At 70.3% G+C, this 17,570-nt stretch carries 22 protein-coding genes; 11 read left to right on the forward strand and 11 right to left on the reverse strand.

Annotation, left to right across the window (positions count from 1 at the left end):
• Nucleotides 1-33: 33 nt before the first annotated feature.
• Together GH740_RS03030 and GH740_RS03035 are read right to left on the reverse strand one after the other, a co-directional pair.
• Nucleotides 34-1,056, reverse strand: coding sequence for an amidohydrolase family protein (locus GH740_RS03030; protein WP_153744572.1), 1,023 nt, complete (start codon nt 1,054-1,056; stop codon nt 34-36).
• Nucleotides 1,057-1,188: 132 nt separating this feature from the next.
• Nucleotides 1,189-1,950, reverse strand: coding sequence for an IclR family transcriptional regulator (locus GH740_RS03035; RefSeq protein ID WP_153744573.1), 762 nt, complete (start codon nt 1,948-1,950; stop codon nt 1,189-1,191).
• A 95-nt stretch (nt 1,951-2,045) separates the two neighbouring features.
• On the opposite strand from GH740_RS03035, the gene GH740_RS03040 reads away from it, so the two are divergent.
• The 4 genes from GH740_RS03040 (at nt 2,046) to GH740_RS03055 (ending at nt 5,445) form a co-directional block, all read left to right on the forward strand.
• Nucleotides 2,046-2,681 carry a cysteine hydrolase family protein gene (locus tag GH740_RS03040; protein ID WP_153744574.1) on the forward strand — a complete coding sequence of 212 codons (636 nt, stop codon included), beginning with the start codon at nt 2,046-2,048 and terminating at the stop codon, nt 2,679-2,681.
• Nucleotides 2,682-2,690: 9 nt separating this feature from the next.
• Nucleotides 2,691-3,386 carry an endonuclease NucS gene (nucS, locus tag GH740_RS03045; RefSeq protein ID WP_367640455.1) on the forward strand — a complete coding sequence of 232 codons (696 nt, stop codon included), beginning with the start codon at nt 2,691-2,693 and terminating at the stop codon, nt 3,384-3,386.
• Nucleotides 3,387-3,491: 105 nt separating this feature from the next.
• A complete protein-coding gene (locus tag GH740_RS03050) occupies nt 3,492-4,175 on the forward strand; it encodes an HAD hydrolase-like protein (protein WP_153744575.1) in 684 nt (227 codons plus the stop codon).
• Between the two features lies 1 nt (nt 4,176).
• Nucleotides 4,177-5,445: a hypothetical protein gene (locus GH740_RS03055; protein WP_153744576.1), complete on the forward strand. Its 1,269-nt coding sequence runs from the start codon at nt 4,177-4,179 to the stop codon at nt 5,443-5,445.
• 78 nt (nt 5,446-5,523) lie between these two features.
• On the opposite strand, the gene GH740_RS03060 is transcribed toward GH740_RS03055, so the two are convergent.
• Nucleotides 5,524-5,730, reverse strand: a complete 207-nt coding sequence (locus GH740_RS03060) for a cold-shock protein (RefSeq protein WP_153744577.1) — start codon at nt 5,728-5,730, stop codon at nt 5,524-5,526.
• A gap of 153 nt (nt 5,731-5,883) precedes the next feature.
• Between GH740_RS03060 and GH740_RS03065 the strand changes: the two genes are divergently transcribed.
• Nucleotides 5,884-6,528 carry a GntR family transcriptional regulator gene (locus GH740_RS03065; RefSeq protein ID WP_153744578.1) on the forward strand — a complete coding sequence of 215 codons (645 nt, stop codon included), beginning with the start codon at nt 5,884-5,886 and terminating at the stop codon, nt 6,526-6,528.
• Nucleotides 6,529-6,567: 39 nt separating this feature from the next.
• The gene (locus GH740_RS03070; RefSeq protein WP_153744579.1) at nt 6,568-7,053 is read left to right on the forward strand and encodes a GNAT family N-acetyltransferase; all 486 of its coding nucleotides are present in this window, start codon (nt 6,568-6,570) and stop codon (nt 7,051-7,053) included.
• On the opposite strand, the gene GH740_RS03075 is transcribed toward GH740_RS03070, so the two are convergent.
• The 7 genes from GH740_RS03075 to GH740_RS03105 form a co-directional block, all read right to left on the reverse strand.
• Entirely contained in the window at nt 7,026-7,592 is a 567-nt protein-coding gene (locus GH740_RS03075; protein WP_367640459.1) for a gluconokinase, read from the reverse strand. The two genes, GH740_RS03070 and GH740_RS03075, sit on opposite strands and share 28 nt — an antisense overlap.
• A complete protein-coding gene (gene manD, locus GH740_RS03080) occupies nt 7,589-8,827 on the reverse strand; it encodes a D-mannonate dehydratase ManD (RefSeq protein ID WP_153744580.1) in 1,239 nt (412 codons plus the stop codon). The genes GH740_RS03075 and manD overlap by 4 nt, the downstream gene beginning before the upstream one ends.
• Nucleotides 8,828-8,835: 8 nt before the next feature.
• Nucleotides 8,836-9,471, reverse strand: a complete 636-nt coding sequence (locus GH740_RS03085; protein ID WP_367640461.1) for a bifunctional 4-hydroxy-2-oxoglutarate aldolase/2-dehydro-3-deoxy-phosphogluconate aldolase — start codon at nt 9,469-9,471, stop codon at nt 8,836-8,838.
• A 5-nt stretch (nt 9,472-9,476) separates the two neighbouring features.
• Nucleotides 9,477-10,622 (reverse strand): galactonate dehydratase, encoded by a 1,146-nt coding sequence (gene dgoD, locus GH740_RS03090; protein WP_153744582.1) that lies wholly within the window; start codon nt 10,620-10,622, stop codon nt 9,477-9,479.
• A gap of 6 nt (nt 10,623-10,628) precedes the next feature.
• Nucleotides 10,629-11,504: a carbohydrate ABC transporter permease gene (locus GH740_RS03095; protein ID WP_153744583.1), complete on the reverse strand. Its 876-nt coding sequence runs from the start codon at nt 11,502-11,504 to the stop codon at nt 10,629-10,631.
• Nucleotides 11,501-12,427, reverse strand: coding sequence for a carbohydrate ABC transporter permease (locus GH740_RS03100; protein WP_153744584.1), 927 nt, complete (start codon nt 12,425-12,427; stop codon nt 11,501-11,503). The genes GH740_RS03095 and GH740_RS03100 overlap by 4 nt, the downstream gene beginning before the upstream one ends.
• A gap of 83 nt (nt 12,428-12,510) precedes the next feature.
• Complete coding sequence (locus GH740_RS03105) at nt 12,511-13,806, reverse strand: sugar ABC transporter substrate-binding protein (protein ID WP_153744585.1); 1,296 nt, start codon at nt 13,804-13,806, stop codon at nt 12,511-12,513.
• Nucleotides 13,807-13,954: 148 nt separating this feature from the next.
• Here GH740_RS03105 and GH740_RS03110 point away from each other — a divergent pair, with 148 nt between their 5' ends.
• Genes GH740_RS03110 through GH740_RS03120 form a run of 3 tightly spaced genes read left to right on the forward strand, consistent with a single transcriptional unit; the run spans nt 13,955 to nt 16,362 of the window.
• Nucleotides 13,955-14,725 (forward strand): FadR/GntR family transcriptional regulator, encoded by a 771-nt coding sequence (locus GH740_RS03110; protein ID WP_253941163.1) that lies wholly within the window; start codon nt 13,955-13,957, stop codon nt 14,723-14,725.
• 39 nt (nt 14,726-14,764) lie between these two features.
• Complete coding sequence (locus GH740_RS03115) at nt 14,765-15,415, forward strand: bifunctional 4-hydroxy-2-oxoglutarate aldolase/2-dehydro-3-deoxy-phosphogluconate aldolase (protein ID WP_367640465.1); 651 nt, start codon at nt 14,765-14,767, stop codon at nt 15,413-15,415.
• Nucleotides 15,412-16,362 carry a sugar kinase gene (locus GH740_RS03120; RefSeq protein ID WP_367640467.1) on the forward strand — a complete coding sequence of 317 codons (951 nt, stop codon included), beginning with the start codon at nt 15,412-15,414 and terminating at the stop codon, nt 16,360-16,362. Before GH740_RS03115 ends, GH740_RS03120 begins: the two co-directional genes overlap by 4 nt.
• Before the next feature lie 25 nt (nt 16,363-16,387).
• Here GH740_RS03120 and GH740_RS03125 read toward each other — a convergent pair whose 3' ends face one another.
• Nucleotides 16,388-16,657, reverse strand: a complete 270-nt coding sequence (locus GH740_RS03125; RefSeq protein WP_253941164.1) for a MerR family transcriptional regulator — start codon at nt 16,655-16,657, stop codon at nt 16,388-16,390.
• Between the two features lie 145 nt (nt 16,658-16,802).
• On the opposite strand from GH740_RS03125, the gene GH740_RS03130 reads away from it, so the two are divergent.
• Together GH740_RS03130 and GH740_RS03135 are read left to right on the forward strand one after the other, a co-directional pair.
• Nucleotides 16,803-17,072, forward strand: a complete 270-nt coding sequence (locus GH740_RS03130; RefSeq protein ID WP_153744587.1) for a hypothetical protein — start codon at nt 16,803-16,805, stop codon at nt 17,070-17,072.
• Nucleotides 17,073-17,112: 40 nt separating this feature from the next.
• Nucleotides 17,113-17,535, forward strand: coding sequence for an Hsp20/alpha crystallin family protein (locus tag GH740_RS03135; protein WP_153744588.1), 423 nt, complete (start codon nt 17,113-17,115; stop codon nt 17,533-17,535).
• Nucleotides 17,536-17,570 lie beyond the last annotated feature (35 nt).

The following is a 17,570-nucleotide window of genomic DNA, read 5'->3' on the forward strand; positions in this document are numbered from 1 at the left end:
GATTCTGTGTGGGTGGTGCGTGTTGGCAGCGTGCTACAGCCCGAGCAGCTGGGTCACGTTGCCGTGGTAGATCGCGTCGCGGTCGGCGTCCGTGAGGATGTCCATGTCCTCGAGGTTCGCGATCGTCGACCGGGTGTACCCCGGTCCCTTCTCGGGATCGAACGGCGTGTCCGATCCGAAGAGCGTGCGGTCCACGCCGAAGAACTTGATCGCCGTGCGCATGGCATCCCCGGCGCCGAAGTAGGCCGTGTCGACGTAGAAGTTCTTGAAGTACTCGATCGGGCGCTTGGTCAGCGGGTATCCCGTGATGTCCTCGCGCTGGTTCTCCGGCGTGCGGGCGCCCAGCTGGTCCCATCCCGGGCCGACGCGGCCGGCGAAGTGCGGGATCATCGCGCCGCCGTGGTGCATCAGGATCTTGATGTCGGGCAGCCGCTCGAAGATGCCGGCGAAGACCAGGCGCGACATGAACGCGGCCAGGTCGTACTCCCAGCCGAGCGTCCACCACATCTCGAACTTCGACCGCTCCTCGGTCTTGTAGTCGGCCCAGCTGGAGTCGCGACACGGGTGCACCTGGATCATCTTGTTCCCGCGCGCGGCGACCGCCTCGTAGAACGGGAAGAACCGCTCCTGGTCCATCGGGCCGCCGTGGTGGTGCGTGTAGATCTGCACGCCGACGGCGCCCAGCTCGTCGAAGGCGCGCTCGGCCTCGGCAATAGCGGCCTCGATGTCGTCGAGCGAGACGGCCGCGCAGAAGCCGGCGAACCGGTCCGGGTGGTCGGCGACGAGCTCGGCCATGCCGTCGTTGGCGATGCGCGCCAGTTCGGTCGTGCGCTGCACCGGGCCGAGGTCCTCCAGTGGCGGGGCGGCCGTGTTGATGATCTGCCGATAGTCGGACCCGAACTCGTCCATGAACCCGAACCGCACATCCATGTCGACGAGGGCGGGCACGCCGCCGACTCGCTTCTGGATGTTGCGCGCCACCGGGCTGTCGTCGATCGCGAACAGGCGGTCGGCGTAGGCACGCGGAAGCAGATGGCAGAAGGCATCGATCTTCATCGCTCGGGTTCCTTTCCGGGCGGCAACCGTGCGGCCCGACGTGCTGACACCAAAGCGCGACCGGCGCAGGGGGTGCAATGACCAGCACCCGCCGATTCCGCCGTGCGGAATCCGCGGGGTGTGCGAGGCGGCTCAGTGGGCGAGATCCGCGCGGATCCGCCGCGCGCATTCGCGCAGCTGGATGACGACCTCACGCAGGTCCATGTCCTTCAGCCGCGAGGTCGGGGCCGACATCGCGGCTGCCGCGATGGTCCTGCCGACGTGGTCGCGCAGCGGCACCGCCACGGCGCTCAGGCCCAGCTCGCTCTCGCCGTGGTTCACGGCGTAGCCGCGCATCATCACGAGCGACAGCTCGTCCAGGAGCTGGGTGAACGTCTTCGTGCGCGGGGTGAGCTTGCGCAGGCGCTGGGGGTACATGGCCCGCAGCGTCTCCCGGGGGATCTCGGCCAGCAGGACCTTGCCGCCGGAGACCGCGTAGGCCGGCAGCAGCGTGCCGGTGAGTACGCGGGTACGCACGCGCTGATCGCTTTCATACCCGGCGATGAAGCGCACCGACGTCCCCTCGAGGACGAGGAGGTTCACGGTCTCGCTCATCCGTGCGGCGAGCGCCTTGATGTGCGGCTCGGCAGCGGCGCGGAGGTCGAACGATCCGGTGCTGTGCAGGCCGAGCTCGATCAGGGCAGGGCCGGCCCGATACGCCCGGGTGACCCGGTCCTGGGTGACGAAGCGCCGTGCCTCCAGCGTGGTCAGCAGCCGGTGGGCGGTGGATGGCGCGACGCCGAGCTGCCCGGCGGCGGCGGTGACCCGCAGTTCGGGCTGGCGGCGGAGCAGGAGGAGCAGGCGCAGCGCGGTGTCGACGGACTCGAGGCGGCCACGGGCCGGATCGGCGGTCATCGTCACCTCACTCGTGCGGAGGCCGACCGGCCCGGCGCATCCGGTAAGGTGAGCCGGACTCCGCGTCGGCGCGGTGGCAGGAGGAGAGAAGCCCCATGTCGGAACTGCCCTTCCGCTTCGATCCTAGCCACGCGGCCCTCGTCGTGATCGATGTGCAGAACGACTTCTGCCACCCCGAGGGCGCCGTCGCCCGGCTGGGCAGCGACGTCACGGCGGTCGAGGCGATGGTGCCGCGGCTGGTCGGGCTGATCGACGCCGCGCGCGCGGCATCCGTCCCCGTCGTCTTCGTGCGCACGACGCACGATCCCCGCGACGACTCGCCCGCATGGCTGAGCCGGTACGCGGCGGACCCGGGGGATGCGCCGGAGGGCGTCATCTGCCGCACCGGGTCGTGGGGCGCCGAGTTCTACGGCGTGGCGCCGCTGTCCGACGAGATCGTCCTCACGAAGCACCGCTATTCCGCGTTCGTGGGCACGAGCCTGGACCTCACGCTGCGTACGCTCGGGGTGCGCTCGCTGCTGTTCACGGGCGTCGCCACCGAGGTGTGCGTGGAGTCCAGCCTGCGCGACGGGCTGTCCGCGGAGTACCTCGTCGCCCTCGTCGAGGACGGCGCGGCGACGTACAGCGCGCAAGCGCAGGACGCGTCGGTCGGTGTGGTCGCGCGCAGCTTCGGGGTTGTGACGTCGTCCGCCGAGCTGACCACGGCGTGGGCGCGGCCGCGGCGCGGGTAGGCTCGAGAAGTGCGTCTCGTCATCGCCCGCTGCAGTGTGGACTATCACGGTCGCCTCAACGCGCATCTTCCCGAAGCGACGCGGCTGCTCGTGCACAAGGGCGATGGCAGCCTGCTGGTCCACTCCGACGGCGGGTCGTACAAGCCGCTGAACTGGATGAGCCCGCCGTGTGCGCTCGTGGTCGAGGAGCCCGATGAGGATGCCGCCTCGGCCGGCGTGATCGAGCAGTGGCGCGTGACGCACCGCAAGAGCGGCGACGAGCTCGTCGTGCAGATCTACGAGCTCCTCCACGACTCGCAGCACGAGCTCGGACGGGATCCGGGCCTCGTGAAGGACGGCGTGGAGGCGGACCTGCAGCGCCTGCTGGCCGAGCAGGTGGCGGTGATCGGCCCGGATCTGCAGCTGGTGCGGCGCGAGTTCCCCACCGCGATAGGACCGGTCGACCTGCTCCTGCGCGACCCGGCCGGCGGCACTGTCGCCGTCGAGGTCAAGCGCCGCGGCGACATCGACGGGGTGGAGCAGCTCACACGATACCTCGAGCTGCTCGGCCGCGACCCGCACCTCGCGCCAGTGGCGGGCGTCTTCGCGGCCCAGGAGATAAAGCCGCAGGCGCGGGTCCTCGCCGCGGACCGCGGCATCCGCTGCGTCACGCTGGACTACGACGAGATGAAGGGCGTCGCCTCCGGCGCCCCCCGCCTCTTCTAGCCCTCCCCCTCCGCGAGGCATCCCCGAACTCCGCGAGGCATCCCCGAACTCCGCGAGGCATCCCCCGACGACGGACGCGACCGCGCCGCCGCTTAGGCTGGATGCATGGCCCTGCACTCGCCGTTCACCTGCATTCTGTGGGACGTCGACGGCACCGTCGTGGACGCGTCGGAGGGGATCCTCCGCCGCCTCACCACGGCGCTCGAGCACTTCGGGCACCGGGCACCGCGACGCGACGAGCTGTCGCTCTGGATCGGCCCGCCGATGCACGACTCGTTCCAGGCGAACCTCGGGATGACGCCCGCCCAGGCGCAGGTCGCCGTCACGTACTACCGGCAGCTCGCACAGCATGACGGCTACGCGACCGGAGCGCGCACGTTCCCCGGAATCGCCGAGCTGATAGCGGATCTGGATGCCGCCGGCATTCCGCAGGCGACGGCCAGCTCGAAGCCCGAGGTCCAGGTCGTGGCCCTCATGGAGCACTTCGACCTCGCCGCCCATCTGACCGCGATGACCGGGGCCACGCCCGACGAGAAGACCCTCAGCCGCAAGGCCGATATCGTCGCCGAGGCGCTGCGCCGGCTCGCGGCCGCCGGTGTGGACACGAGCCGGCCCGTGCTGATCGGCGACCGGCATCATGATGTCGAGGGTGGCGCCGAGCACGACGTCCCCGTGGTCTTCGTCCGCTGGGGGTTCGGTCGGAAGGACGAGTCCGCGTCTGCGCAGGCCGCGGTCGACACCGTCGACGGGCTGCGGTCGCTGCTGCTCCTCGACGGGCGGGACGGCTGACATGGATGCCGCGGGCATCGCCGCCGTGCTGCGCTGGTTGGTTCCCGCTCTCGTCGTCTTCGGCGTCACCGCCGTCGCGCTGCTCGCCATCGGCTGGGCGGTCCGCGCGGCGCGGCGCTCCCCGCGCGCCCGGGCGTCCGCGGCGCAGGCGCGCACCGCCGCCGGCTCCGCCCTGGTCCACCTCGACGACGAGATCGGCGAGCTCGACCTCGAGGTGGGACTGTCCGGTGCGCTGTACGGCGGCGGGGCGCCGGCATCCCTTCGCCGCGCGCTGATGACCGCGCAGCACGTCCGCGACGAGGAGTTCGCGCAGTTCCGCGAGATCGCCGCCGAGCAGGGCCTGGCTCCCCGCGACGTGCAGCGCCGTGCCCGGCTCATCTCGACGCACGTCGCCGCGGCTCTCGGCGACATCGTCCGCGCGGGTGCCGAGCACGCACAGTGGATGCATGCGAACACGTCGGCTGCGGCGCAGATCGAGGCCGCGCGGGGGCGATTGAGCCAGCTGCGCGAGCAGATGGGCGAGCCCGGCGCCCTGCTGCGCGAGCTGTCGGCCCGGTTCGACGAGTCCGAGTGGCAGGATGCCGCGACCGCGGCGACGGCGGCCGCGGCGCACGCCGACGAGGCCGTCGCCCTGCTCGCCCGCGCGGCGGACAGCGCCCAGGATCCGTCACGCAGCGCCCTGGCCGACCTCACCCTCGCCGAGCGCCGCATCCGTGCCGCGCAGTCCGAGGCCGCACGACTCGAGGAGGTGCATCGCCTGGTCATGCAGGCCGCCGCCGCCGTTCCCGACGAACTCGGCGCGGCCCACGCGGCGATCCGGCAGGCGCTGGAGTTGCGCGGACAGCTCGAGCCGGATGCCGCGGTCCGTCTGGGCGCCGCTGTCGACGACGCGCAGCGCACGCTCACGGACCTGGAGCGGGATGCCGCCCGGCGGCCGACCGCGACCGTCGACGCGATTGCACGGCTCCGCGATCGGCTCGACCTGGCTCTCGGCGATGCGCGCACCGCGCAGCAGCGCCTGCGGGGCGCGCGGACGGCACTGCCGGGCACCATCGCCGCCGCGATGAACGCCGTCGGCCGGGCCGAGGCATCCATCGCCGGAGCCGGTGCGCAGGCGCGCGTCCGCCTGGCATCTGCGCGCGACGATCTCGCGAGCGCACGCTCGCTGGACGACCCGGTGCAGGCGCTGGATGCCGCCCGGCGCGCGCTGCGGCACGCCGAAGACGCGCAGGCGCTCGCTGCCTACGACCGGATGACGGCCGGCGGCTGATCCGCGTCTGCGCGCGATCAACGGCGCCCCGCGCCCGGCACCGTCGCTGGAACCGGGCGCGAGGACGCCGTCAGGATGTCACAGCGGCCGGATGTTCTCCGCCTGCAGGCCCTTCGGGCCCTGCGCGACGTCGAACTCGACCCGCTGGTTCTCCTCGAGCGAGCGGTATCCGCTCGCCTCGATTGCCGTGTAGTGCGCGAAAACGTCCGCGCCGCCGTCATCGGGAGCGATGAAGCCGAAGCCCTTCTCCGAGTTGAACCACTTGACGGTGCCCTGCGTGCTCATGTGTTGCCGTTCTTCTGCGTTCCAGCACACGGTGCGCCGGATTTCCTCAACCGTAACGAAGACCGGCCCCGCGCAAGAGGGCTGCGCCGGATGGTGACATAAATGTTGCATGACGCCACCGCGCGCACATCGCCCCCTAGACTTGGGCCACCCATGACAAGCGATGGTGCTTTCGTGCCGCTCGACCCGCGTGGCACGGTCCTCGGAGACGAGGTGTACACCGTTCTCGGCGAGGCGATCCTGGACGGCCGCCTCGCGCCGGGGGAACGATTGCGCGACACAGAGCTCGCGGAGTGCCTCGGCGTGTCCCGGACCCCGGTGCGGGAGGCGCTGCAGCGTCTGCAGCGCGGGGGCCTCGTCGAGATCTGCGCGAACCGCTGGACCCGCGTGTCGATCCCGGACGAGGCGGTGCTGCGCGCCACGCACGAGTTCGTCGTGTACCTCATGGGCAACGCCATCCGGATGGCGGTCAGCCGCTGCGCCGACGCGGAGCTCGGGATGCTGCTGGCCGGCATCGACGAAATGATCGGCGCCTCGCAGGCCGACGATCACGTCCAGATCCTGAAGGCGAGCGCGCAGTTCTTCATGAACGTCACGCAGGTGGCCGGCAACCGGGCGATGCAGGAGATCCTCGCCGAATGCGAGTACACGCTGCGCCGGAACCTGCACGGCTGGTCGCCGCACATCGCGGACGCCGCCGAGCGCACCGACGTGTACCGCGTGTTCCGCGACGCGGTGGGCTCGCGCGACGGCGACGGTGCTGAGCGCGTGCTGCGCCGGCAGCACGGCCTGGGGTGACCCCTCCCGCCGCGCACCGGTCGCAGGTAGCGTGGCCGCATGGGCCACATCGAGCTGCGTGACCTGCAGGACGACGACCTCGATGCCGTGTTCGAGATGCTCCGCGACCCCGGAGCCGTCGCGATGGCCGCGTTCACGAGAGCGGACACGACAAACCGGGACTCCTTCGACGAATGGATCGCCGCACGCCGCCGGGCGCCCGAGGTCTCGCTGCACGTGGTCACCGAACGCGGCGGCTTCGCCGGGATCGCCGGGGCGTTCACGGTCGACGGCGACCGCGAGGTGACGTGCTGGATCGCCCGGAACGCCTGGGGTCGAGGCGTCGGGACCGAGGCGCTGCGTCTGCTGCTGTCCCGCGAGCCGACGCGGCCGCTGTTCGCCCGCGTGGCGGCGCACAACACGGCAGCCATCGCGGTCCTCGGGAAGAACGGCTTCACCGAGCTCTCCCGCGGCGACGCATACGCGCCGGGGCTCGGCCGCGACGTAGAGGAGGTCGTCTACGCGCTCCTGCCCGTGCTGGAGTAGGGGTCCGCCGTCGACAGCCGGCTCGTCAGCTGCGCCACGGCGTCGGCCGCGACGCGCTCGGGCGGACCTTCGATGTCGACGACGACGCCGGGCTCGGCCGCGTACAGCGGCTCGAGCGTCGCCAGCTGCGAATCGAGCAGGCTCAGGGGCATGAAGTGACCGCTGCGCGCCTTCAGTCGCCGCGCGAGCACGTCCCGCGTGCCGTGGAGGTGGACGAACAGGACGCCGGAGGCCTCTGCCCGGATCGCCTCACGGTAGGAGTGTTTGAGCGCCGAGCACGCCATCACCAGCCCGGTCCCGGCGACAGCGGCGCGGGCGAGCTCGCTCCCGACACTGCGCAGCCAGGGCCCGCGATCGTCGTCGTCCAGCGGGATGCCGGCGGCCATCTTCGCGATGTTCGCCGCCGAGTGCAGGGAGTCGGCGTCCGCGAACGGCACGCCGAGCCGCCCGGCGATGACCGCGCCGATCGTGGTCTTCCCCGAGCCGGAGACCCCGAGCACGACGACCAGCGGCGCCGGCGCGCTGCCCCGCTCGTTCACCAGTCGTGGACGGTGCCGTCGGCGAGACGGTTGTAGGGAAGGTACGCCTGCACGTACGGATACCGGCCGGCCTCGTCCGTGTTCAGTTCGACGCCCAGCCCGGGCTTGTCGCCGGGGTGCAGCATCCCGTCCTGCCACGTGAACGACTGCTCGAACACGGCATCCGTCTTCGCACCGTGCTTCATGTACTCCTGGATCCCGAAGTTGTGGATCGCCAGCCCCAGGTGCATCGCGGCGGCCATGCCCACCGGGGAGATGTCGGTGGGCCCGTGCATGCCGGACTTGATCTGGTACTGCGACGCGTAGTCGAGCACCTTCTTCAGGTGCGTGATCCCACCGGTGTGCGTGACCGCCGAGCGCACGTAGTCGATCAGCTGTTCGCGGATGATCTGCTGGTAGTCCCACACTGTGTTGAAGATCTCGCCGATCGCCAGCGGCGTGGTCGTATGCTGCCGCACCAGGCGCAGCGCCTCCTGGTTCTCCGCCGGTGTGCAGTCCTCCAGCCAGAACAGGTCGTACGGCTCCAGTGACTTGCCCAGCTGCGCGGCCTGGATCGGCGTCATCCGGTGATGCCCGTCGTGCAGCAACGGCAGTTCCGGGCCGAACTCGTTCCGCACCGCCTCGAACACCGTCGGCACGTGCCGCAGGTACGAGCGCGTGTCCCAGTCCTCCTCGCTCGGCCGGGCGCCGCGCTGCGCGGGCTCGTAGTCGTAGCGGACGCCCTCGTTCGCCTCGTACGTCGCGTTCGACGCTATCCCGTAGATGGACTTCAGGCCCGGCACGCCGGTCTGCACGCGAATCGCCCGATACCCCTGCTCCTGATAGCTGCGGATCGAGTCGAACAGCTCCTCGGTGCTCTTGCCGGACGCGTGCCCGTACGCCAGCAGCCCGGTGCGGCTCGCGCCGCCCAGCAGCTGGTACACCGGCATCCCGGCCGCCTTGCCCTTGATGTCCCACAGGGCCATGTCCACCGCGGCGATCGCCGCCATCGTCACCGGGCCCCGCCGCCAGTACGCCGACCGGTACAGGAACTGCCACGTGTCCTCGATCCGGTGCGCGTCCCGGCCCAGGAGCAGCGGCACCACGTGCTCGGTCAGGTACGCGACCACGGCCAGCTCCCGGCCGTTCAGCGTCGCGTCCCCGAGCCCGGTCAGCCCGTCGTCGGTCGTGAGCTTGAGCGTGACGAAGTTGCGGTCGGGGCTCGTGACGACGACCTCTGCCTTGTCGATGATCATGGAGACTCCTAACGGGAGGGGGAGGGGCTGAGGGCGAGGCGTCCGACGAAGGCCCGCGCGCGAGCGCGCAACGCGCCGAGGTCGCCGCCGGAGGCAGCATCCCCGACGAGCGGGCCGCCCACGCCGACCGCGAACGCGCCCACAGCCAGGTACTGCTCGGCGGCGTCCGCGTCGACCCCGCCGACGGGCAGGAACGGGATCTGCGGGAACGGATCGCGCAGCGCCTTCAGGTACGCGGGGCCGCCCTGCGAGGCGGGGAAGAGCTTGACCGCGGTCGCCCCCTGACGCATGGCGGCGAGGGCCTCGGACGCGGTGAAAGCCCCCGCGATGACCGGAACGCCCTGCGCCGCCGCGAACGGGACGCTCTCGGCCAGCGCCGGGGTGAGCAGGAACGACGCCCCGGCGTCCACGGACGCTGTCACGTCGTCCTCACGCAGCACCGTGCCGGCGCCGATGCGCGCCGAGCCTTCGGCCGCGAGCACCCGGATGACGCGCAGCGGATCGGGCGTGGTCAGCGACACCTCGATGAAGCGCACGCCCTCCTGCGCCAGCACGCAACCGGCGGCGATCGCGGCATCCGGGTCGCTGCCGCGGATGATCGCGACGAGCCGCGTCTCGCGAAGCCCGGTCAGGATGTCGCCCACGGCCGTCACCATTCCGCCAGCGAGCCGTCGGCGTGACGCCAGATCGGCGTGCGCCACTCGTGCCCTCTGCGGTCGGCGGCGCGCACGGCGGCGTCGTCGACCTCGATGCCCAGGCCGGGCCCGGTCAGCCGCTCGATGGCGCCGTCGACGAACCGCAGCGGCTCCTTGTCGAGCACGTAGTCCAGGACCTCGGCACCCCTGTTGTAGTGGATGCCGATGCTCTGCTCCTGGATGAGGTAGTTCGGCGTCGCGAACCCCACCTGCAGGCAGGCGGCGAGTGCTATCGGGCCCAGGGGGCAGTGCGGCGCCAGCTGCACGTCGTACGTCTCGGCCAGCGACGCTATCCGCCGGACCTCGCTGATGCCGCCCGCGTGCGACAGGTCGGGCTGGGCGACGGCGATGCCTGCCTGCAGCACCGGCAGGAACTCCTGGCGGCTGTACAGGCGCTCCCCGGTCGCGATCGGGATCGTCGTCGCGGCGACCAGGCCCCCTATCACGTGCGAGTTCTCCGGGACGACCGGCTCCTCCAGGAAGAACGGGTGCAGCGGCTCCAGCAGCGGCGCTATCCGCCGGGCGGTGGCGAGGGTGAACCTGCCGTGGAAGTCCACCGCGATGTCGCGTGTCGGACCGAGCACGTCGCGGGCCGCGGCGACGCGCCGGACCACGGCATCCAGTTCCGCGACCGAGCCGTTGCGGCCCATCCGGCCGCTCGCGTTCATCTTCACGGCCGTGAGCCCGACGTCCAGCTGCGCCTGGATGGCATCGGCGATCTCGGCGGGATCGTCGCCGCCGACCCAGCCGTATGCGCGGATCCGGTCGCGCACCGCGCCGCCCAGCAGCTGGTGCACGGGCACGCCGAGGTGGCGTCCGGCGATGTCCCACAGCGCCTGGTCGATCCCGGCGACGGCGCTGGCAAGCACGGGGCCGCCGCGATAGAAACCGGATTTGCTGAGGACCTGCCAGTGGTCCTCGATCGTGAGCGGGTCGCGGTGCAGCAGGTACTCGGCGAACTGCTCGACGGCCGCGCGGACGGCGGCGCAGTGACCCTCCAGCGACGCTTCGCCCCAGCCCACGACGCCGGTGTCGGTCTCGATGCGCACGAACAGCCAGCGGGGCGCGACGAGGAACGTCTCGACACGATCGATCAGCATGCGGACTCAGCCCTTCGTGGCCCCGGCGGTGAGCCCGGAGACGATGTACTTCTGGGTGAACAGGGCGATCACCATGATGGGGACCGTCACCACGACGGCGGCCGCCATCAGCCCGCCCCAGTCGATGCTCGCGTACGACACGAAGTTGAAGATCGCGACGGGAAGCGTCTTCGTGTTGGCGCCGGAGAGCACGAGCGCGAACATGAAGTTGTTCCACGAGAAGATGATCGACAGGATCGCCGAGGTCGCTATCCCCGGGACCGACAGCGGCAGCGTGATCCTCAGGAACGCGCCGATCGGGGTCAGTCCGTCCACCTGCGCGGACTCCTCGAGCTCCTCGGGCAGCGAGTCGAAGAACGACATCATGATGTAGACGATCAGCGGCAGCGCCACGAACATGTGCGACAGGATCAGGACGCTGTAGCCGCCCACCAGGCGCAGGTTCGCGAAGATGAAGTACCACGGCACCAGGAGGCTGACGCCGGGGATGATGCGCGCCAGCAGCACGACGCCGGCCGACCGGCCCATCGAGAACCTGCTCATGGCGTACGCGGCGGGCACGCCGACGAGCAGCGACAGCGCCGTCGACGCGAACGCGATCCACGCGCTGTTGAAGATGAACTGGAAGTAGTTGTTGCGGCCCAGCACGTTCGCGAAGTTGTCGAACGTGGGTGTGAACACGAGGGTCTTGCTCGCGTCGTAGATGTCGACGTTCGTCTTGAACGAGGACAGCAGCATCCATGCCAGCGGCAGGACGAACGCGAGCACGATGACGATCAGGGCTATCGCCCGGAACCAGGTGTACGCGCGCGACCGGATCGGTCGCCGGCGCCGCCGGGTCGCGGGCCGGGCGCGGAGCGTCGGGGACGGTGCCGTCGTCATTTCGCCACCTTCTCCTTTCGGCGGAGAGTGATGAGCCACATGATCGCGATGATCAGCAGGAAGAAGATGATGAGCACGGCGGATGCCACGCCGTAGTCGTTGTAGTCGAAGCTGAGCCCGTACGCGTACACGTTCAGCGTCTCGACCTCGTGGAACGCGCCGCCGCCCTTGCCCTTGGTGGCGTACAGGATGTCGAACGTCTTCAGGGCGTCAATGCTGCGCAGCAGCACGGCGACGACGACGGTGGTGCGCAGCAGCGGCAGCGTCACGTACCAGAAGCGCTGCCACGCGTTGGCACCGTCGATGCGCGCGGCCTCGTCCGGTTCGTCCGAGAGCGCGGTGAGCCCGGCGAGCAGGATCAGCACGACCATGGGGGTCCACTGCCAGATGTCCATGAACATCACGGTCGGCAGGGCCGTGGCCTGACCGGACAGCCAGGGCTGGGCGGGGATGCCGAAGTAGCCCAGCAGCTGGTTCGCGAAGCCGATGTTGGGGTCGAAGATGAGCTTCCACATCATGCCGACCGCGACCGGTGTCGCCACCAGGGGCAGCAGGATGGCGACGCGCACCCAGCGCTCTCCGCGGAACGGCCGCCACAGCAGCAGCGCTATCGCCATGCCCAGGACGAGTTCGACGACGAGCGCGCCACCGGTGAAGATGAACGTCCGCAGCACCGCCGGCCAGAAGCGGTCGACGTCGGTGAACACCTCGGCGTAATTGCTCAGGCCGATGAAGTCGTGCTCGGCCCGGACGGAGCCCTCGGCGTTCGTGAGGCTCAGGTAGATCGTCCAGACCAGCGGGATGGCGATCAGCAGGCCGACGATGATCATCGCGGGTGAGGCGAACAGCCACTTGCGGTGGTTGTTCGCCCAGTCGGAGAACGCCTTCTGCGGCGATGTGCGGACGGCGGTCGTTGCAGACATCGTTCACCTCCTCGTGGGGGATGGGCCCGCGGCGGTCGAAGGCCGAGTCGCAGGACCCGGCCTCCGACCGTCACACGGGGTCGTTACTTGTTCTCGTCGTCGAGCAGGGCCTGGAACGCCTTGTTCCCGGCATCCGCTGCCGCGGCGGAGTCGCCGCCCGTGATAGCGACGACGATCGGGTCGCCGACGATCTCGCGCGCCTCGGGCACCTTGATCACCAGCGGTCGGTCGTGGCCGACGCCGTCCTTCGTGCTGATGGCGATCGCCTGGGCGAGGTCCGCCGGGTAGGTCGAGATGCCGTCCGGGTCGGCCCACACCGAGGTGCGGGATCCGGGGACGCCGGCCTTCTGGATCTGCAGCATCATGTCCTGGCTGGTGGCCCACTGGATGAACTTCCAGGCGTTGTCCTGGTGCGTCGACGACTCGTTCACGCCGAGCGCCCACGACGGCACGTTGTAGGCCTTCGAGCCGGCGGGGCCGGCCGGCATCGGGGCGAAGCCCACGGTGTCGGAGACCTTCGACTTGGCCGGGTCGGTGGCGTTCTTGTAGAGGCTGTCGGCCTCGGTGTAGAACGCGGCGCCGCCCTGCGTGAAGATCGCCATCGCCTCGGACCAGCTCATGTCGGTGCTGACGTTGGCGGGGCCGAAGTCGTGGATCAGCTTGCCGTAGGTGGCGTACGCGGCCTTGGCCTCGGGGGTGTTGATGCTCGCGTTGCCCTCGGCGTCGGTGAAGTCGCCGCCGTAGCTGTACAGGAAGCTCGAGAACTGCGTGACGGCGGCGGACTTGCCGGTGCGCGCGACGAAGCCGGCGGTGCCGGGGTTGTCCTTCTTGATCTTCTCCGCCGCGGCGAGGAGGTCATCCATCGTCTTGGGGACCTCGAGGCCCGCCGCCTTCAGCAGGTCCTTGCGGTAGTACAGGACCTCCTGCTCGGTGATGATCGGGACGCCGACGACCTTGTCCTTGTAGGTGGTCGAGTTGACCGGGCCGTCCTGGAAGTCACTCCAGTTCCAGGCCTTGTCCTTGCTGACGCGATCGGTCAGGTTCGCGAGGTAGCCGTTCTTCGCGAAGAGCTTCCCCTCCTGCAGCGGCCGGTACATCATGACGTCGATGTCGTCGGTTCCCGCGTTCAGCTTGACGTTGTACTGGTCGGAGAGCTGGTCCTCCCCGAACTGCGCAACCTCGACCTTGATCCCGGTCTGCTTCTCGAACTCGGGGATCTTGGCCTTGATGATGTCGGTCCACACGTGGTTGACCAGCGTGACGCGGAGCGTGTCCGAGTCGCCGCCGTTGCCGGCGCCGGTGCTGCAGCCGGCCAGGCCGCCGCCCAGGACGAGGGCCGCGGTCGCCAGGGCAGTGGCCCGGAGTACAGATCGCTTCATTACGAATTCCTCTGTGTTGATGGGTGTGATGCGCGGTGTCTCGCGCGCCGAGGCTCAGTCGCGCACGGCTACATCACCTCAATTCCGGCAACTTACCAAGAAAGATCATCCTTTTACAACCTCGTGATGACATCGGTATGATCTATTCATGGTCAGCGATGTCAATGAGGCGATGTCGGACGAGGACGATGTCCCGCTCCATCGGAGCGGTCTGCACGCCCGCGTCCTGGACGAGCTGGGCCTCGCGCTGTGCAACGGCGGACTGCCGGCCGGGTCCGTGGTCCGCATCGACGAGCTGGAGCAGCGCTACGACGTCTCCCGGTCCGTCGTCCGGGAGGCGCTGCGGGTGCTGGCGGCCATGGGCATGGTGTCGTCGCGGCGCCGTGTGGGGGTGCAGGTGCTTCCCCAGTCCGAGTGGAACCTCTACGACCCGCAGCTGATCCGCTGGCGCCTGGCATCCCCGGGCCGGATCGCGCAGCTGCGATCGCTCACGGAGCTGCGCAGCGCGATCGAGCCGGAGGCGGCGCGGCTTGCCGCCATCCGCGCGCCGCTGGCGGGCGCCAGCGAGCTGATGGGCCTCGCGGGCAAGCTCTGGGCCGCGGGACAGGAGGGCGACCGCGAACGGTTCCTCGAAGTCGACATCGAATTCCACCGTCTGGTGCTCACGACCTCCGGCAACGAGATGTTCGCAAAGCTGCACACGCTCGTGCAGGAGGTGCTCACCGGCCGCACCCAATACGGCCTGATGCCCACGCATCCGCACGTGGAGGCGCTGCAGTCCCACGTCGACGTGGCCAGCGCCATCCAGCGCGGCAACGCGGAGCACGCCCAGTCCGCGATGCTGCGCATCATGCAGCGGACCTTCCTCGAGATGAGCTCGATCTGGGAAGGCGGGGACACGGACGAGACCCCCGTGTAACGGCCGGCCCGCGGATGCCGCGGGAGGAAGAGGAATGACGTGACCGAACATCCGACGCGCACGGCACCGTCGGCGGCGCTGCGCCGGGTTCCCGTGATAGCGGTGCTGCGGGCGAGCGCAGCCGACCGATACGACGCCGTCGTGGACGTCCTCGTCGAGAACGGCATCCGGTCGATCGAGCTGACGCTGACCACGCCCGGCACCATTGAGCACCTGCCGGCACTGTGCGCGCGCGTGGGGGATGCCGCCGAGATCGGCGTAGGCACGGTCACGACGGGGGATCAGGCCCGTCGGGCCATTGGCGCCGGCGCCGCGTACCTTGTCACGCCCGTCGTCCGCACCGACGTGATCGAGGCCGCCGCGGCGGCGCGGGTCGCCGTGCTCGTCGGCGGTCTGACCCCGACGGAGCTGTTCACGGCGTGGGAGGCGGGCGCGACAGCGGTCAAAGTGTTCCCGGCGCAGACCGTGGGCGCGAGATTCGGGTCCCATCTGCGCGGCCCGTTCCCGGACATCGAGTTCGTGCCCTCCGGCGGCGTGGGCCTCGACGACGTCGGCGACTGGCTGGGTGCGGGCGCGCTCGCCGTGAGCCTGGGCGGCCCGCTCGTCGGGGATGCGCTCAGCGGCGGTTCGCTGCCGGCGCTGGCCGGCCGCGCGCGGACGGCCGTCGCCCTCGCGGAGGCGGCGCGGTGAGCGGCGGGCTCGTCGTCACGATCGGCGAGACGCTGGCGATGCTCGGCGCCACCGCCAGCGGTCCGCTGCAGCACGCACGGTCTCTGGACCTCACTATCGGCGGCGCCGAGAGCAACGTCGCTATCGCACTGGCGCGGCTCGGCACCGATGTCGCCTGGATCGGCAAGGTCGGCGACGACCCATTCGGCGACCTCGTCGTCCGGGAACTGCGGGCGGAGGGCGTGCGTGTGTATGCCGTCCGGGATGCGCAGGCCCCGACATCCCTGATGGTCAAAGAGCATCGCACCCCCGCGAGCACCCGGGTCCACTACTACCGCCGCGGGAACGCGGGGTCCCGGCTGCGCACGGACGACGTCGACCTCGACCTGGTGCGCGGGGCAGCGCTGCTGCACGTGACGGGCATCTCGCCCGCGCTGTCGGACACGATGCGGCAGACGATCCGGGATGCCGTGGGCGCGGCCGCCGACGCCGGGGTGCCGGTGTCCCTGGATCTGAACTACCGCAGCAAACTCTGGTCGCGCGAGCAGGCGGCGGCGGAGTACGCGCACCTGCTGCCGTTCGCGGACATCGTGTTCGCCGGCGATGACGAGGCGGCGATCGCGGTGGGAGCGGAATCCGGTCCTCTGGGCCTCGCGCACGGGCTGATCGGAGCCGGTGCGCGCGACGCCGTCATCAAGCTCGGGGCGCACGGCGCCGTCGCGGTCGTGGGCGGCATCGAGTACCGGCGAGCCGCGGTCCCGGTGACGCCGGTGGACACGGTGGGCGCCGGCGACGCGTTCGTCGGGGGGTTCCTCGCCGAGCGGCTGCGCGGTGAATCCGTGGAGACGTGCTTGACGACGGCCGTCAACGCCGGTGCGTTGGCGTGCCTCGTGGCCGGCGACTGGCAGGGGAGCCCTCGTCGTGACGAGCTCGGCCTGCTCGGGGACGGCGACCCCGTCCGCCGCTGAGCGGCGTCACGGCCAATGCGGCTGCTCATTCACGCCCGGCGTCGCGCAGCTCCTGATTCTCATCCTGGAGGTCCAGGATCCGCCGGATGCCCTCGACGTTGACGCCGTCCTCGCGGAGGTCTGCGATGCGACGGAGCCGGGTGAGATCGTCCTCGCTGTAGCGGCGCGTCCCGCCGTCGGTACGGAACGGACTGAGCAGTCCCTTCGTCTCGAGCAGGCGCAGCGTCGCCTCCGGAAGGTCGACCAGCCCCGCCACGACGGCGATGCCGTAGAGCGGGGTCGACGAGTCGCGCATTGTCATCCTGCAAGTTCCCTTAGAGATGTTGCATCGCGGGTGGCGAATCAGGTACAACAAATCTACAGCAACCAACACAGATTATCTCCGCCGCAGGTGACCGGCTCTCCACAGACGCGTGGGAATGCCGAAGGAGGTGATTCAGATGATGATCGCCGAAGCCGAGATAGCGGTGCGCGGCGCGACGGGCCCCGACGACCTGCAGAGTCTTGACCAGGACATCGTCGATGAGGTGTTCTTCGCCATCATCCGCCGGTCGTTCCCCCAGCGCACCGCCGCGTGCCCCACCCCGCCGCCGGCCTTCGTGGCAGATCTGCTCGTGCGCGATCGGCCCCGTCGCCGGTTCACAGGCAACCGCGGTGTGCCGCGTGCGCGGGTGCGCTCGCCTCCGGCCCGCCGGCCGCGCGCGCGGTGAATCCCTGCCGGTTGTTCACTCGAGGACGAAAGGAAAGGACATGACGATGACCTCCGATGTTTTCACTGATTTCGACCGCTTCGCTGCGTCCGTGCTGGACTCCGTTCGCGGCCCTCGGCTGATGCCGGTGGACCTTTTCCGCGAGGGCGACCAGTATGTGCTCCACGCCGACCTGCCCGGCATCGACCCGGGGTCGATCGACGTGGACGTCGACGGTGGCCAGCTGTCCATCCGGGCTCAGCGGACAGCGGACACGCGCGAGGGGGTGAAGTGGCTCGCTCGCGAGCGGGGCGGCCAGTCGTTCCTCCGGCAGTTCACGCTGGGCGACGGCGTCGACCCCGACCGGATCAGCGCCTCGTACGACAACGGGGTGCTCTCCGTGATCATCCCGGTCAGCGAACGGGCCAAGCCCCGGAAGATCGCCGTGGGAACCGCCCAGACCGCCCACGCCATCAACGCGTGAGCGGGCGTTGATCGCGCGGCGGCCGGCTGTCCCGA

This window comes from Microbacterium sp. SYP-A9085 (genome assembly GCF_009649635.1).
GTDB lineage: Bacteria > Actinomycetota > Actinomycetes > Actinomycetales > Microbacteriaceae > Microbacterium.